A 14,096-nucleotide genomic window follows, 5' to 3' on the forward strand; every position below is an offset into this window, starting at 1 on the left:
TGGACTGGTAGTTCAGTTGGTTAGAATACCGGCCTGTCACGCCGGGGGTCGCGGGTTCGAGTCCCGTCCAGTCCGCCATTTCTTTTTAGAAATCCCACATTGTTTCTCTCTATAAATTCCAGGCTACATTAGCCTTGCTCGCGGTCCGAAGTGTCGGTCCAATCGCCTCCCGTCCAGTCTGCCATTTCTTTTTAAAGATTTTCCGCATTGTTCTCCTGATACTTTGTTTCTTACCTGATCTCTATTGCCTCCAACAGCTGAATTCACACATTCCTAATTCTCGCGATGTCTTTCATTTAGCATCACCAAGTCCCCTGTCCTTTCGATCAGCTCCCATTGGCATCAGCATCACTCCAGGTTGTTTTTGTGCGGTTTGATTCAACCAAAGAACCCTGGCACTCCCTGCGCTAACGTGAACCTCGCCCGAGCAATCACCAACAACCAGCCATCACACAAACACAATTGATATTCATTATCATTTATGTGATAGTGAATTCCTTCGGCACATTCGAGCAGTAACACAAATCTGTAGTGCTCGGTTCATTGAGCTGTCACAAAGTGAAGATAATGTTCGCCGGGTAGCAACAAGACTTGGAACAATTCACAAATTGATCGGTCTTACTGTTTTCTTGACCAACTGGTCATATACTATTGGCATAACCTATGCTTGAATAGTTTTGGACTAAACTGAGAAAACAGACTCCGGAATGGCTGGAGTGCAGGAACGCTTCGTATGGAACGGAGCTTCAAATATAAGAAGGAGAAAGACTATGTCTGACTACACTGAAGAACTTTTGGATGTTATTTACGAGGAATACGACGACGACGTTGATGACGCCGTCGAAATGTAATCCCTCACACTGAAGACTGCCTTAACTGGCGTGGCGTTTCACCCGTCCAACGTTTGAAAGCCCGCTGAAAGGCAGTCGCTGAACCAAACCCCGTCAAATACGCAATTTCCCCCACTGCCAGATCCGTTTCCCGCACATAGGCAATCGCCAAATCCCTGCGGGTATTATCCAACACCGTTTGATAATTGGTATTTTCGGCCGCCAGCATTCGCTTCAACGTCCATGGCGCCTTGCCAAACTGCCGCGATACCTCTGCCAGCTCCGGAGCACAGCCTTCGAGCATCGGGGACAAAGCGCGAGCGACCTGCTCCGAGACCGACAACCCCCGTTTTACCTTTGCCAGTTCGGCTTCTGCCATATCCAGCAACCAGCGATGGTGAGAAGCACAACGATGAAGAAGCAATTTTTCCAGTGCACCACTTTTGAGCACGATGGCATTCTGTTCGGCACCGAATTGCACCGGGCAGGAAAAATGGTGGCCGTAGCGCTCTTGCCAGGCAGGTGCTTCAAACTCAATGGTGACCCGTTCGACCAGATCTTCCCCACTGATGTGGGTCAGCAGCGACGCCCAGCCTTTCAACACCATATCGACAATAAAGCGGTTATAGGCGTTGTAAGGGCTGATGGAGTAAAAACACAGCTTGCCCTTACCCGCTTCAACAATGAAGGAGGATCGGCCACGAGCGTTGAAGCTGGCCAATAATTCGTAGCGTACCAGCGCCTCACAGGCCCCTCGCACGTTGTTGGCGGAATCCGCCAGCCAACCTGCCAACCCCAACACTGAAGGACTGGTGAGCGCCCCCATACGCAGCCCCAGGTCGGTAATCCCGCCCTGACGGATGACCTCATGTCCGACCCGCAAAAAACGCGGAATGCTGACCCGATGACCCGGCAGCGCCCAACGCTCTGCTGGCAACTCGTACTGGTTCATCACGTGGGAAGCATCAAAACCGGCGGTTTGTGCCGCACGGGCCATCAGCTCAACATAGGTAATGGAGAGGTCACCAAGTTTCATAAACTACTTCTGGTTAGGGCAAGACTCAGGCATCAAAACCGCCCGAACGTGGAGGTTGGGGATCGTCCTGTTGGCCATCAGACTGAGGATCTGCCGAGCTATTGAATCCACGGCCATCACTATCGTCATTGCCATTGCCACGGTTATCGTCACTGAATTCGGCAACAAACTGATACGCCAATGACAGGGTCACCAGTCCAACCAAGGTGGCGATATAAGAGATCAACGATCCCAAAATCAGAGTCATCAGGGAGTCGACCAACATCAGCAGCAGCGCTGGAATCATCATCACAATGGGCAGAATCCAGACCACAATCGCCATCCGGCTACCGTTGCCCTGGCTCAGTTTCCAGGCACGAGAGAAGCTGGTCTGTTTGCTCAGCGCCACTTCCGGCAAGGTAATCATCAAACGCGAGCTAACATAAATAGCCACCATGACACTGGCGACCATAAACAAAATCACACTGCCCGCCAGCGGCGTACCTTCCGGTGAGGAGCTCATCGAAATGATCATCGTCATCATGGCAGGTACACAGATAACCGCGGCAATCATACTGATCAGAATGGAACGGCCGATGTAACTCAACTGGGTTGCACCGAAATAGCCGTCGGGATACATGGGTTCCTGGGGACGAAGGGTCATACGATGAGCTCCTGTCGCCACCACGGCGGACAAACTGGCAGCCAGCAAAGAGGTCAGCAGTTGGCCAATCGGGCTTTCGCCGAGCACGTACTGCCCCGCTACATCCAGCGCCACCATCACCAGAATCAGCGGCATAAAGCGGCGGGTCAGTTCCGCGCGTTTGACGTACAAAATACCAACCGCTTCTTTCAGCAAGTCCATTACCGGCAAGTTGGCGTCCAGTCCCATCGGGCTTTTCATCGAGTACTCCAGGCAAAAATTTCAGCCAGCAGTATACCGCTGTAGAGACAGACCCCGGCAAGTGCCGGGGTCTGATTTTGGGGCATTTCAGGGACGTTGCTTTGAAAACAATTGTCGTCGTCCTGTCAGACGGCCGGCGGCACATCCTCATGGGCTTTGGCATGACGCTGCTGCATCTTCGCCGGATTCAGCAGAATGCTGGCCAACGCTGGCAACAGAATCAAAGCGCCCAGCATGTTCCAGATGAACATAAAGGTCAGCAGGATGCCCATGTCGGCCTGGAACTTGATCGGCGACAGAATCCAGGTCGCCACACCAATGGCCAGGGTCACACCGGTGAAGCTCACCGCCTTACCGGTTGAACGCAGGGTTTGCAGATAGGCGTCCCGCAACGACAAACCACTGATGATCATGGCTTCAAGGCGGTTATAGATGTAGATACCGTAGTCGACACCAATTCCCACACCCAGCGCGATCACCGGCAAGGTAGCCACTTTCACGCCAATGCCCAACCAGGTCATCAAGGCCTGACCCAAAATGGAGGTCAGCACCAGCGGCAGCAGAATACAGGCCACAGCGGTCAGCGAGCGGAAGGTCAGCAAACACAGACTGAACACCACCACGTACACAAAGATCAGCATGGTGTCCTGGGCATCAGCAATCACCTGATTGGTCGCCGCCTCAATGCCCGCGTTACCCGATGCCAGCTGTAAACGTACCGGCGTCGCCTGAATATCTCCGGCAGCAATGGCGTCTTCAATCTGGTCTGGCTTCATGCCGAAGTAGATATCATCAACCTGATCGTCGTACTGGGACTTGAAGGCCTCGACCGCATCCACCGCGGTTTGCAGGGTTTTGGCTTTATGGTCATTGAGGTAGATGATGACCGGCGTCATTGAGCAGTCGGAGTTGATCAGACCAGACGGCGCCCGTTGAATCGAGGTGTTCAGTACCGTCTGGTTACGCGACAGCGCGTACCATTTGAGGTTGCCCTCATTCATTGCCTTGGTCACCAGCTTCGACACCGACACCAGCGAGGCGGTGGACTGCACGCCCGGTACGTTGTCCATGTGCCACATAAAGCGGTCGAGCACATCCATTACCTTGAAGGTGTTGCACATTTCCACCGGCGTTTCGGCCATCACCACCAGCACATCAGAACTGGTGGAGTAATGGGACACCATAAAGTCGTTATCAAGGTTGTAGCGAGAATCCGCACGCAGCTCTGGCGCGCCTTTGTCGAGGTCGCCAATTTGCAAATCGCGGCTGTAGTGCCAGCCAAACACACCCAGCAGTACCGCCAGTACCAAAGCGGCTACGCCCGCCTTGCGTTCGGCAAACACACTCAGGCCACGCCAAATCGCCGGATCGGCCTGATCGGCTTTCTGCGCCTGCTTTACACCGGAAGGACTGATGCCCAGATAAGACATCACAATCGGCAACAACACCAGGTTGGTGACAATGATCATGGCCACACCCACTGATGCAGCAATGGCCAGTTCCTGAATCACACCGATATCAATAAACAGCAGGGTCAGGAATCCCATGGCATCACTTAATAGCGCCAACATGCCTGGCACGTACAAGCCACGGAAGGCCTTACGAGCAGCCATGAGCTTGTCGTCACCATGGCCGGAGTTAATGGCAATGCCATTGATGATCTGAACCCCGTGACTGATACCGATGGCAAACACCAGGAACGGCACCAGCACGGAATACAAATCGATACTGAAGCCCATAATGGCCAGAGCACCCAGCTGCCATACCACGGCCACCAACGAGGCAACCACCGGCACAATGGTGCCTTTCCAGCAACGGGAATACAGGTACAACAGCACCGCCGTCATGACCATGGCTGCGAGGAAGAAGTAACCGATAGACACCGCGCCATCCAGCAAATCGGCCAGTTTCTTTGGCGTGCCGGTGATGTAAATTTTAATGCTTTCGCTACCGTACTGGTCGCGGATTTTCTCTTCCAGCTGATGACCCAGTTGCTGGTAATTAAGCTTCTCGCCGGTCTCCGGGTTCACTTCAACCAGTGGCACATTGATGATGGTGGAGCCAAAGTCGTTAGCCACCAGGCGTCCAACCTGACCGGACTTGAGGATGTTCTCCCGCACCTGATTAATGCTGCGCTGGCTGCCGTCATAGTCGGCCGGAATCACCGGGCCGCCCTGAAAGCCCTCTTCGGTCACTTCCGTCCAGCGGGTGTTCGGTGTCCAGAGGGATTGCATACCCGAGCGATCAACCCCCGGCAGGAAGAAGACGTCGTCGTTAATCTTGCTCAACGTCTTCAGGTAATCGTCGTTGAAGATGTCACCATCGACCGCGGCTACCGCAACCTTGACGTTGGCAACGCCGCTTTTCATATCATCCTTGTGGGTCAGGTAATTCTGAATGTAGGGATGATTCAGCGGGATGTACTTTTCAATACTGGAGTCCAATCGAACCTGCGTCAGGCCCCAGGCGAACACCAGCGTCAACGCCGCCAGCACCAACAGCACCAGCGCGCGACGATGAAAGAGGATGCGTTCCAGCATGGGTTCGGTTTGTGGCGACAGGATGTAATGTTCCGGTTCGCTGGAATAGTGATGATTCTGACTCATGATCAATGCTCCTCTGAACCCAACAGCTGCGTGTTGGCCGAGGCTAGCGCTCCGTTTGCAGGCTCATTATTGCTGTTATTGTTATTCTGGTCGCGATGCAGGTTGGCTGCCTGTTTTAGGGTACCGCTGGCGTCAATACGCTGTACGCCCGCTTCACCGACCACAACAAAACCGTCTGTGGTTGGCGCAATGGCAGCCAGCCCCTTACGGCCCTTGACTGTCTCGACCTGCGCCGTCGCGGCATCACCCGCAGGCAACAGCACCAGGGTTCCGCCGTTGCCAACCAGTGCAATCTCGCCCGCGTTGCTGACAGTGGCACCAATCAGGGTATTTTCATTGTCGATGCTCAACTCTTGCCAGTTCTGGCCAGCGTCTTCGGAGCGGTACACATGACCACGCAGCCCCATCAGCGTCAGTTCGTTGGCGTTGCCAATAATTGCAAACAGCGAACCTTCATAAGGGCTTTCCAACCGTTGCCAGCTTTTACCCTGATCATCAGAGGTCAGCAGCAGGCCCATTTCACCCACAATAAACAGTCGACCGTAGGCACCTTGCTCAATGTCGTTCAGATGCGGACGTTGTGCCAAGGGCAGACGGGAGGTGAACTGACGCCAGCTTTTGCCACCGTCGGTGGTTTCAAAGGCCATGCCGTAAGCGCCAACGGCATAACCGTGGTCTGCGCTCAGAAACAGGGTATCGAGGAAAGGTTTGGTCGAGCCGATGTCATAGTCGTACTCGGCGTCTTCCAGAGCAAAGGTCGCGTCTTCGACAGCGATTTCGGCGTCTTCGATGGCAATGTCATCGCCGCTGTCCTCTGCCAGCGCCAGCGTATTTTCGGCGGCCGCCAGAAAGTGCTCGGATGCAGTAATCATGGCCTTGTTGGCCTGATGACCATCAAGTTGCAGCGTCCAGTTTTGGCCGCCATCAACACTGGCCAGAATCACGCCATCGTGGCCGGTGGCCCAACCATGGCGCTCGTCGGCAAAATCTACTGAAGTGAGTGTCACACTGACGGGAACACTGGCTTGCTGCCAGCTGGCGCCCTGGTCGTCCGACCAGACGATATTGCCGAACGCGCCAACCGCCACCAACCGCTGTTTGCCTGCGTGGGCAACATCCAGCAGTAAGGCCTGATGGGCTTTGGTGGATGTCATTGCCGGGGTTTCCAGCGGATCTGACCATTGCGCCAACGCCAGACCCGGCAAAGCGCAGGTCAGGGTGCCGATCAGCAGTGCCCTGATTAAAGTCATCAAGAACTCCGTTATTATTGTCTGCCTCAGGCGCGGTCATAAGACGACCAGCAAAGCCCGGACTTTTATGAGTTAATGGAACAGGTCTATATCCTGAAAGTTGGCTATAGTCTCACGTTGCCCCGATTTTGCCAACACAACGGACCTGATCCGGCTCGGAACCAAATTTAATACATACGTTTGATTCAATGCGAGTTTTTGTTACCAAACCATCGTAAATGGCTCTGTTCCAGCAAACTACCAGCTGGTTCTCAGCAACCAACTGGCATCGTCATTGCGCACGTTCAGAATGCCCTGTAGTGCCGTTCGCATCGCAGGAATACGATAGTCGCTGTAGAGAAACTGCAACCCCACTCGCTGCAAGCTGCCATCGTGGCCGTACAGATCGGCCATCACAATTTGCCAGCTGTCCTCATCCACATAATAGACCCGCTTACGGTATTGGTTATCGGCATTCTTGCGAAGCACGCCATCAACCACCCAAACCCGATGCAGCTCGAAACGCAGCTGCTGCCAATCCATCACACCTTCGCCGCCTTGCATGGTCTCAACGACGTCTTGTGACGGGTACTGGTTGTACGGTACCAGCAGCATTCGTTTGCCCAACAACGACCACAGGTAATCACGCGGCAGTTCGCTGTAAAGACCAACCTCGGCACTGCCAAGCATCCGGGTCTGGTCACTGACAGGCCAGGAGCCGGCGATTGAGGCATCCAGAATCGGCCGCCCCGCTTGCATATAGAGCTGTTGCTTCCATATCAGAGGCGCACCCTGCTGTGGCTGCACCAGCTGCCACTGGCGCTGCATCAGGGATTGCAGCCGGGCGCTGTAGTGCCCCTGCTCGCCTTCGCAGGCATGGCCACAGTGCTCAACGTCTTGCTGCCAGGGCCACTGTTCGGATACCTGCCATAACCAGGGCACCGAGGCTTCGCCATTTTGGCGCTGGCGCTCCAGCAGGCCATAGTCATCTTGTGTGCCACGCCATGCCAGCAGGTGATTCCAGATAATTTGCTCACCGCGCTCGGGCTGCGGATAAGGTATGGCGCCGTGACCATACAAAAAGCCGCCCTGAGGCGACGGCTCCAGCCGCACACGATTGCGGTAGGCCTGATCCAGAATGCGAAACGGCGCTGTCGCCGTGCGGTGAGAGGCGTATACACGAATGGTTTGCTCAGGATGGTACTGCAACCACAAACGCAGTCCGGTGCCGAGCCATTGCAGCTGCGATTCCGGGCTGCTGGCGGTCAGCAAGGCTAGTGGTGCTTCGGCCCGATACGGATTGATCAAATGGCCATTGAAGTCTGCTGGCGGAAACGACAAGCCGCCGCGCCACGGCGGCAGTTGCTGCCAGTCTGCACTATTGGCTCCTGTTGTTTCCGCGCCTGCCCTTTCAGCACCGAAAGGCGTCAGCGATGACCCCAGCGCCGCTGCCGCATTCAGGCGTTCGGACAACGCCTGATCAGACAGCCCTGCGGCTTGAGTATGAATCGGCAACAGCATGCCAGCCTGTAATAGCACCCTTAGAGCCTTACCGGACGCAATGCAACGCCAGCATCGTTGAAACAAAACAGCCGCCAGAAGCGTAAAGCTTCGGCGGCTGTTTTGGCAGGTCGCAGGCCCAGGAGCCTGCGGTTTAGCCTGCATGGTCAATGCATTGACCAGCTTTTCCCCAACCATCAGGCCAGGGATTTGTTAACGACTTCGTACACATCCCGGGACAGATTTGGCTCGTCAGCAATGCGTTGCAGCTCGGCTTTCATCTTCTCAGACAGTTGCGGCACCAGACGTCCCCACTTGGTCAGTGGTGTGATCAGGCGGGAAGCAATCTGTGGGTTGGATGCGTTCAAACGAATGATGGCATCGGCCAACAAGGCATAACCAGAACCGTCTTCGGCGTGGAAGTGGCACAACGCCTGATTGGCAAAAGCACCCAGCACAGAGCGGATCTTGTTCGGGTTGCGCCAGTCGAAGGCTTCGTGCTCCATCAATTGCTTCACGCGTTCAATGGTGCCGATTTCGGAAGAACCACACTGCACCGACAACCACTGGTTAACCACCAGCGGGTCTTGCTTCCACTGTTCGTAGAAAGCATCGAGGGTTTTCGGTGCCAGTTCGTCGTCACCGCTGTTTACCAGCGCAACCATGGCCGCCATCTGGTCGGTCATGTTGTCGGTTTTACCAAACTGGCTAACGGCTTTTTTGACGCCTGCATCGGATGCCAGACTCCAGTAGCTCAGGGCGAGGTTTTTCAACGCTCGAGCGGCCATCTGTTCAGGCTCTGGCTGGTATTCCGCATCGGATTCCAGACGCTGGTAGCAAGCAGCAAATTCTTCGTTCAAGGCCATGGCAACGGCCAGACGAACGCGCTTGCGACCCAAATGAATCGCGTGAGGATCAACCTGGTCGCTGAATTCGGCAACATAGGCCTCGGATGGCAAGGTCAGCAAGTAGCTCACCATGGCCGGATCGAGGGATTCATCCGCCAACAGCTCTGCCAGTACCTGACGGGCGGTTTCCGGCAGCTCGAATTCACCTTCCTGAGCCTGCTGAATCCAGCCCAGCATCAGTTGCTGACCGGCATCCCAGCGGTTGAAGCCGTCGGAGTCGGTTTGCAGACGGAACAGCAATTCTTCTTCCGGCTGAATGAAGCGCACTTTCACCGGCGCCGAGAAATCACGGAACAGCGACAGTACTGGCTGCTCTTTCAGGCCAGAGAACACAAAGGTTTGCTCTTCTTCGGTGAAGTGCAGAACCTGACTGGCGTTAGTCCAGGTATCCAGACCCTGCGGGTTCTGCGCTGGGCTGACGTTCACCGCCATGTCATTGCCTTCGGAATCGATAAGGCCCAGCTGCACCGGAATCCACATTGGCTTTTTGCCGCTCTGTCCCGGTGTGTCCGGGCACTGCTGATGCAGGGTCAGATACAGCGCTTGCTCGTCTTCGCGGTATTCAGCAGCAGCCGTCACAATTGGCGTACCGGCTTGCTTGTACCAAAGCTTGAACTGGCTCAGATCAACGCCATTGGCGTCTTCCATCGCAGCAACAAAATCGTAGATGGTCACGGCCTGGCCATCGTGGCGCTCGAAGTACAAATCCGAGCCTTTGCGGAAACCGTCGGCACCGAGGATCTTGTGGATCATGCCCACAACCTCTGCGCCTTTTTCGTAAATGGTAACGGTATAAAAGTTGGAGATTTCGATGAACGAGTCCGGCTGTACCGGGTGCGCCATCGGGCCGCCATCTTCAGCAAACTGAACCGTACGCAACAAACGGGCATCTTCAATGCGCTTGACCGTCGCCGAGTTCATATCGGCCGAGAAGCTGGCGTCACGGAATACCGTGAAACCTTCTTTCAGGCTCAGCTGGAACCAGTCGCGACAGGTCACACGGTTGCCGGACCAGTTGTGGAAGTACTCATGGGCCACAATGGCTTCAATACGTTGATACGCCGCGTCGGTCGCCGTTGCCGGGTTAGCCAGCACGCAAGAGGAGTTGAAGATGTTAAGACCCTTGTTCTCCATCGCCCCCATGTTGAAGTCATCTACAGCCACAATCATGAAGATATCGAGGTCGTACTCACGGCCGTAGGTTTCTTCATCCCAACGCATGGAACGCTTGAGGGCATCCAGTGCGTAGTCGGTTTTGTCGATGTTCTGCGGCTCAACAAAAATCTGCAGCTTCACTTCACGACCGCTCATGGTCGTAAAGCTGTCTTCCTTACTAAGCAGGTCGCCAGCCACCAGTGCGAACAAATACGCCGGCTTGCGGTGCGGATCACTCCAGGTGACCTTGCGACGACCGTCTGCCAACGTTTCGTCAGCAACGCAGTTGCCGTTCGACAGCATCACCGGGTAACGACTGCCATCGGCAATGATGTGGGTGGTGAATACCGACATCACATCCGGACGGTCCAGATAGTAGGTAATACGACGGAAGCCTTCGGCTTCACATTGGGTGCAGTACATACCGCCGGAACGGTACAGACCTTCCAGCGCGGTGTTCTTGTCGGGCTGAATGCGGGTCACAATCGACAGCGTGTGCTGATCGGCCAGCCCGCTGATGGTAAGGGATTCGTCGCTGGTGCTGTAACGGCTGGCGTCCAACGCCTGACCGTCCAGCTCGACAGCAACCAATTCCAGTTCCTGACCGTGCAGGGTCAGTTCGCCCTGGCTGTCGACGGCACTGTTGGCTTCAAGTGCCAGTACCGACGTCACCAGAGTCGCGTCGTCTTGCAGCTCAAACGTCAGCTCGGTGGTGTTGATCCAGTAGCCGGGCTGCTGGTAATCCGTCAGGTGGATGGTTTGCGGTTGAGCATCACGCATGGGAGGTTTCCTTATAACTGTTAGCCTGCTGATCGAGCCTGCCCGGGTAAAACTCATCAACCACCGGGCAGCTTGATGTTCGGGTATTATCCATTGTCCCCAAACAGGGAGACCCGATAGCTGGTGTATTTACGCAGGTTGATAACGCCGGTATCGAGCATCAGATACTGACCTTTGATGCCCATCAGACGTCCCTGCACGTCCGGATTTTTATCCAGATTATGGCTGGAAATCTTGGTCGGGTATTCCAGCACAGGGTAATGAAAAGTTTGCGACAGCGAATTGGTCGCGATCAAGGGTTCAATCGCTGGTCCGCTATCGTCATCGAACTGCTCTGAAATAGCACTCAGTTCCTGCTGATATTGCTCGAACAAAGCATCCCGCTGAGCGTTCAGGTCGATGATGTCAGTGGTGCCCTTGAGCATGGTGCGCCAATTGGTTTTATCGGCAACGCTGCCGCGCAGCAGGTCTTCCACCAGCCCGGCAATACGACGGCTTTTTACCTTCGCAATGGCCATGCCTTGTATCGCCCCCTGATCAATCCAGCGGGTTGGCAGCTGGGTGGCCCGGGTGATTCCGACCTTCAGGCCGGATGAGTTGGCCAGATACACATAGTGGGACTGAAAACACACACTCTCGGCCCATTCCGGCTCACGACAGGTGCCCAGATGAAAATGGCACTTTTCCGGACTCATCATGCACGGGTCGCACTGCGCCAGCTTGCTGAAGCAAGGGTAACAATGGCCCTGACCAAAACTCTTTTTGGTTTTGCGACCGCAGCTGTTGCAGTGAATCTCACCGTGCCAGTGCAGATGGATCGACTGGCCCAGCAAATCGTTCATGGCAACGGTCTGATCACCCAATTGCAGCTGGTAGCTAACCTGACCGTCGTCCGTTGCACGTACCCGCATCTTGCTGACAGCACCGGCCGCCAGCGGTTGTTTCTCGGTCGTCAGCATTACTGGATGGTCAGCGGCTGAACGTCGTCGTCATCACGGCCGATCTTGTCGACGTTGCCACTGGAGCAGGCACCGGCGACAAAACCAACGCGCTGTTCCATCGGTACGTCGTGGGTCACTTCATAGTGCAGGATGGCTTCCAGACACAGTTCACGCTGACCGTCTTTCAGTGCCACACCATTGGGCCACTTGCCCAGTGCCACCGCGTTTTTGAGATTTTCATAGACCTCTGGGGTCAGTGATTGGATCAGGTCTTCGAGTGTCATCATTCACCTCGGTCTTGTCTGTTGTCGCGGGACGCTTCTTCGTCATCCCCTGTTGTATTCTTGCTGGCACGGCTACCAGAATTTTCAGTGCTGTTCTGACCGCCTTGTTGGCCACTTTGTCGAGTCACCTGCCGCAGCGCTTCGATCAAAGCCTGATCACCGGCGGTTAGCGGCCATACCGCAGCCAACAGCATCCCGGTGACCAAACCGCCCAAATGCGCAGCGTTGGCAATGCCCGTCAGGCCCGGCACCAAACTCTCGCCGAACATCGTCAGCAGCAGCCAGCCAACCATAAAGGGCAGTAACATTTTAGGAATCGGGTACGGAATATGGCGCTGAAACTGCCGCCAGCCAACCCAGCCCATCAAGCCATAGGTAACACCGGACATACCACCAAAGCCCGGCCCCGCCGCCCACCACTGGGCCATATTGCCAGCCAGTGCGGTGATCAGAGCCAGCGCCAGTAGTTTGAGGCTGCCGTCCTGTTTTTCAACGCTACGCCCCAGAATCCACCACCACATGGTGTTGAAGACCAGGTGCATCAGCGAGAAATGCAGCAGCGTTGGTTTGAGCCAATCGAGCAGGCCAATGTGCCAATAGGCGGCTGGATTGAATTTGTCTTGCGGCCACCAGTCCATGCCCGGACGTGCCCAGTCATACCAGAAGTCGCTGACACTCATGGCGCCAAAAACACCTACGATCAGCAACGACACCAGCAGCGTCAGGGGAATGTGTGTCAGCCCGAGAACAAAGCGGGTGACAACGGAAGGGCCATGGGCGGTTTGAGCCGGTTGGCCCAGCTCGCCATTGCGCCACTGTTCCAACCAGACTCGCACCTGCTCGGCATCGTCAGGATTCGCCAGATACAGGTGCTGCTGCCCATCGGCAGCGATCACCCGATGGGCAATACGATTGGCCCATAAATGTTGGGTCAGCGGCGCCAGGTTGATGTCTGGAGGCGCGACCAAAACCAGCAGTGGTTGCATTAACGCTCTTTCTGTTCGACTCGAACCCAGGTGAACTTGCTGGGTTGCAGATGTTGTTCGGTATCCATGCGATAAGCCACCAAACGACCGTACTTGACGGCACTGTAATCCAGACAAGCCAGGTTCGGTTTGATTGGCGCAGGAATACCCGCCATCCAATAGTGACCAAAAAACAGCGGTTTTTCTTCCGGCCCGTAGAAAAGAAGTTGCTCTTTTTCTGCATCAGACAGTAACGAATGGTGCAGATCGGGTGGCAGCGGGTCCGGCTGGAATATCACATCGCTGTAGCGTTGCGGATCACTTTCCCAGAAACGGGTGCGGAAAAACTGCCTCACAAAACCGTCTTTGGCCGTCATCGAACGGCCTTCCGGCAATTTCAGCGAGGTGCCACGCAGGGATCGATCGAGGAAGCGATACAGGAAGGTGCTGGTATCAACCGACTCCAACAACAGATCACGGTCGAGCTGGTTGCCACCGTAACGGGCAATGTATTCATCGACCATCTGCTGATCCCAGGCCGCATGGATCACCCGAAAGTGGTCATGCTCCAGGAACAACGGACGCTCAAGAAACCAGTCGAGCATCTCATTCAGCTCGTGCGGGTGATTGGCGTATTGCTCCAGTGTGGCTTCAACAATGCGGGTATTGCGGCGAGTATGCTCACGCAGATACGGCTGACGCATGCCCGCTGGGGCTTTGGTGCAGTAGGTAATCAGGTTGTACTCATGGTTGCCCATGATCATCTCTGCTTCGCCCGCTTCCACCATGTCACGTACCACGTCACAAGCCAGACGGATGTTAGGCCCGCGATCAACGACGTCGCCAACGTACACTACCTTTCGGTGCGGATGACGGTACACGCCGTGCTCTTTGCGGTACCCCATCTGTTCCAACAGCAGGATCAATGTTTGACCGCAGCCGTGGATATCCCCGATCAGGTCATATCCCTGATGCATAA

Annotated in this window: 10 protein-coding genes and 1 tRNA gene; 1 reads left to right on the forward strand and 10 read right to left on the reverse strand. The window is 55.2% G+C overall.

Features of this window, described 5'->3' with window-relative positions; all coding sequences use genetic code 11:
- The first annotated feature begins 1 nt into the window (after position 1).
- Positions 2–78: transfer RNA gene (locus tag G516_RS0115260), tRNA-Asp, on the forward strand.
- Positions 79–855: 777 nt separating this feature from the next.
- Here the strand turns inward: G516_RS0115260 and G516_RS0115270 are convergent.
- The 10 genes from G516_RS0115270 to G516_RS0115325 all read right to left on the reverse strand — a co-directional run bounded on the left by G516_RS0115270 (position 856) and on the right by G516_RS0115325 (position 14,094).
- A complete protein-coding gene (locus G516_RS0115270) occupies positions 856–1,866 on the reverse strand; it encodes an AraC family transcriptional regulator (protein WP_028294370.1) in 1,011 nt (336 codons plus the stop codon).
- Positions 1,867–1,891: 25 nt separating this feature from the next.
- Positions 1,892–2,749 carry a hypothetical protein gene (locus tag G516_RS0115275; protein ID WP_028294371.1) on the reverse strand — a complete coding sequence of 286 codons (858 nt, stop codon included), beginning with the start codon at positions 2,747–2,749 and terminating at the stop codon, positions 1,892–1,894.
- Between the two features lie 125 nt (positions 2,750–2,874).
- Complete coding sequence (locus tag G516_RS0115280; RefSeq protein WP_028294372.1) at positions 2,875–5,355, reverse strand: efflux RND transporter permease subunit; 2,481 nt, start codon at positions 5,353–5,355, stop codon at positions 2,875–2,877.
- Positions 5,356–5,357: 2 nt separating this feature from the next.
- Entirely contained in the window at positions 5,358–6,605 is a 1,248-nt protein-coding gene (locus tag G516_RS22815; protein ID WP_051219486.1) for a YCF48-related protein, read from the reverse strand.
- Between the two features lie 237 nt (positions 6,606–6,842).
- On the reverse strand, positions 6,843–8,123 hold the full coding sequence (locus G516_RS0115290; RefSeq protein WP_169449546.1) for a DUF1329 domain-containing protein: 1,281 nt from the start codon (positions 8,121–8,123) through the stop codon (positions 6,843–6,845).
- A 158-nt stretch (positions 8,124–8,281) separates the two neighbouring features.
- On the reverse strand, positions 8,282–10,927 hold the full coding sequence (gene pepN / locus G516_RS0115295) for an aminopeptidase N (RefSeq protein WP_028294374.1): 2,646 nt from the start codon (positions 10,925–10,927) through the stop codon (positions 8,282–8,284).
- An 86-nt stretch (positions 10,928–11,013) separates the two neighbouring features.
- Positions 11,014–11,886 carry a DUF2797 domain-containing protein gene (locus G516_RS22820; RefSeq protein WP_084645101.1) on the reverse strand — a complete coding sequence of 291 codons (873 nt, stop codon included), beginning with the start codon at positions 11,884–11,886 and terminating at the stop codon, positions 11,014–11,016.
- Entirely contained in the window at positions 11,886–12,155 is a 270-nt protein-coding gene (locus tag G516_RS0115305) for a YeaC family protein (protein WP_245582679.1), read from the reverse strand. Before G516_RS0115305 ends, G516_RS22820 begins: the two co-directional genes overlap by 1 nt.
- Positions 12,152–13,138 carry a rhomboid family intramembrane serine protease gene (locus tag G516_RS24070; protein ID WP_051219487.1) on the reverse strand — a complete coding sequence of 329 codons (987 nt, stop codon included), beginning with the start codon at positions 13,136–13,138 and terminating at the stop codon, positions 12,152–12,154. The genes G516_RS0115305 and G516_RS24070 overlap by 4 nt, the downstream gene beginning before the upstream one ends.
- Positions 13,138–14,094, reverse strand: coding sequence for a metallophosphoesterase (locus G516_RS0115325; RefSeq protein ID WP_028294377.1), 957 nt, complete (start codon positions 14,092–14,094; stop codon positions 13,138–13,140). The genes G516_RS24070 and G516_RS0115325 overlap by 1 nt, the downstream gene beginning before the upstream one ends.
- Positions 14,095–14,096: the final 2 nt, after the last annotated feature.

The organism is Oceanobacter kriegii DSM 6294 (assembly GCF_000422845.1).
Lineage (GTDB): Bacteria > Pseudomonadota > Gammaproteobacteria > Pseudomonadales > Oceanobacteraceae > Oceanobacter > Oceanobacter kriegii.

Bases quoted from the DNA above. Each gene is read 5' to 3' on its own strand.
- G516_RS0115275 (WP_028294371.1), bottom strand. From the start codon at position 2,749: ATGAAAAGCCCGATGGGACTGGACGCCAACTTGCCGGTAATGGACTTG.
- G516_RS0115325 (WP_028294377.1), bottom strand. From the start codon at position 14,094: ATGCATCAGGGATATGACCTGATCGGGGATATCCACGGCTGCGGTCAA.
- G516_RS0115280 (WP_028294372.1), bottom strand. From the start codon at position 5,355: ATGAGTCAGAATCATCACTATTCCAGCGAACCGGAACATTACATCCTG.
- G516_RS22815 (WP_051219486.1), bottom strand. From the start codon at position 6,605: ATGACTTTAATCAGGGCACTGCTGATCGGCACCCTGACCTGCGCTTTG.
- G516_RS24070 (WP_051219487.1), bottom strand. From the start codon at position 13,138: ATGCAACCACTGCTGGTTTTGGTCGCGCCTCCAGACATCAACCTGGCG.
- G516_RS22820 (WP_084645101.1), bottom strand. From the start codon at position 11,886: ATGCTGACGACCGAGAAACAACCGCTGGCGGCCGGTGCTGTCAGCAAG.
- G516_RS0115305 (WP_245582679.1), bottom strand. From the start codon at position 12,155: ATGATGACACTCGAAGACCTGATCCAATCACTGACCCCAGAGGTCTAT.
- G516_RS0115270 (WP_028294370.1), bottom strand. From the start codon at position 1,866: ATGAAACTTGGTGACCTCTCCATTACCTATGTTGAGCTGATGGCCCGT.
- pepN (WP_028294374.1), bottom strand. From the start codon at position 10,927: ATGCGTGATGCTCAACCGCAAACCATCCACCTGACGGATTACCAGCAG.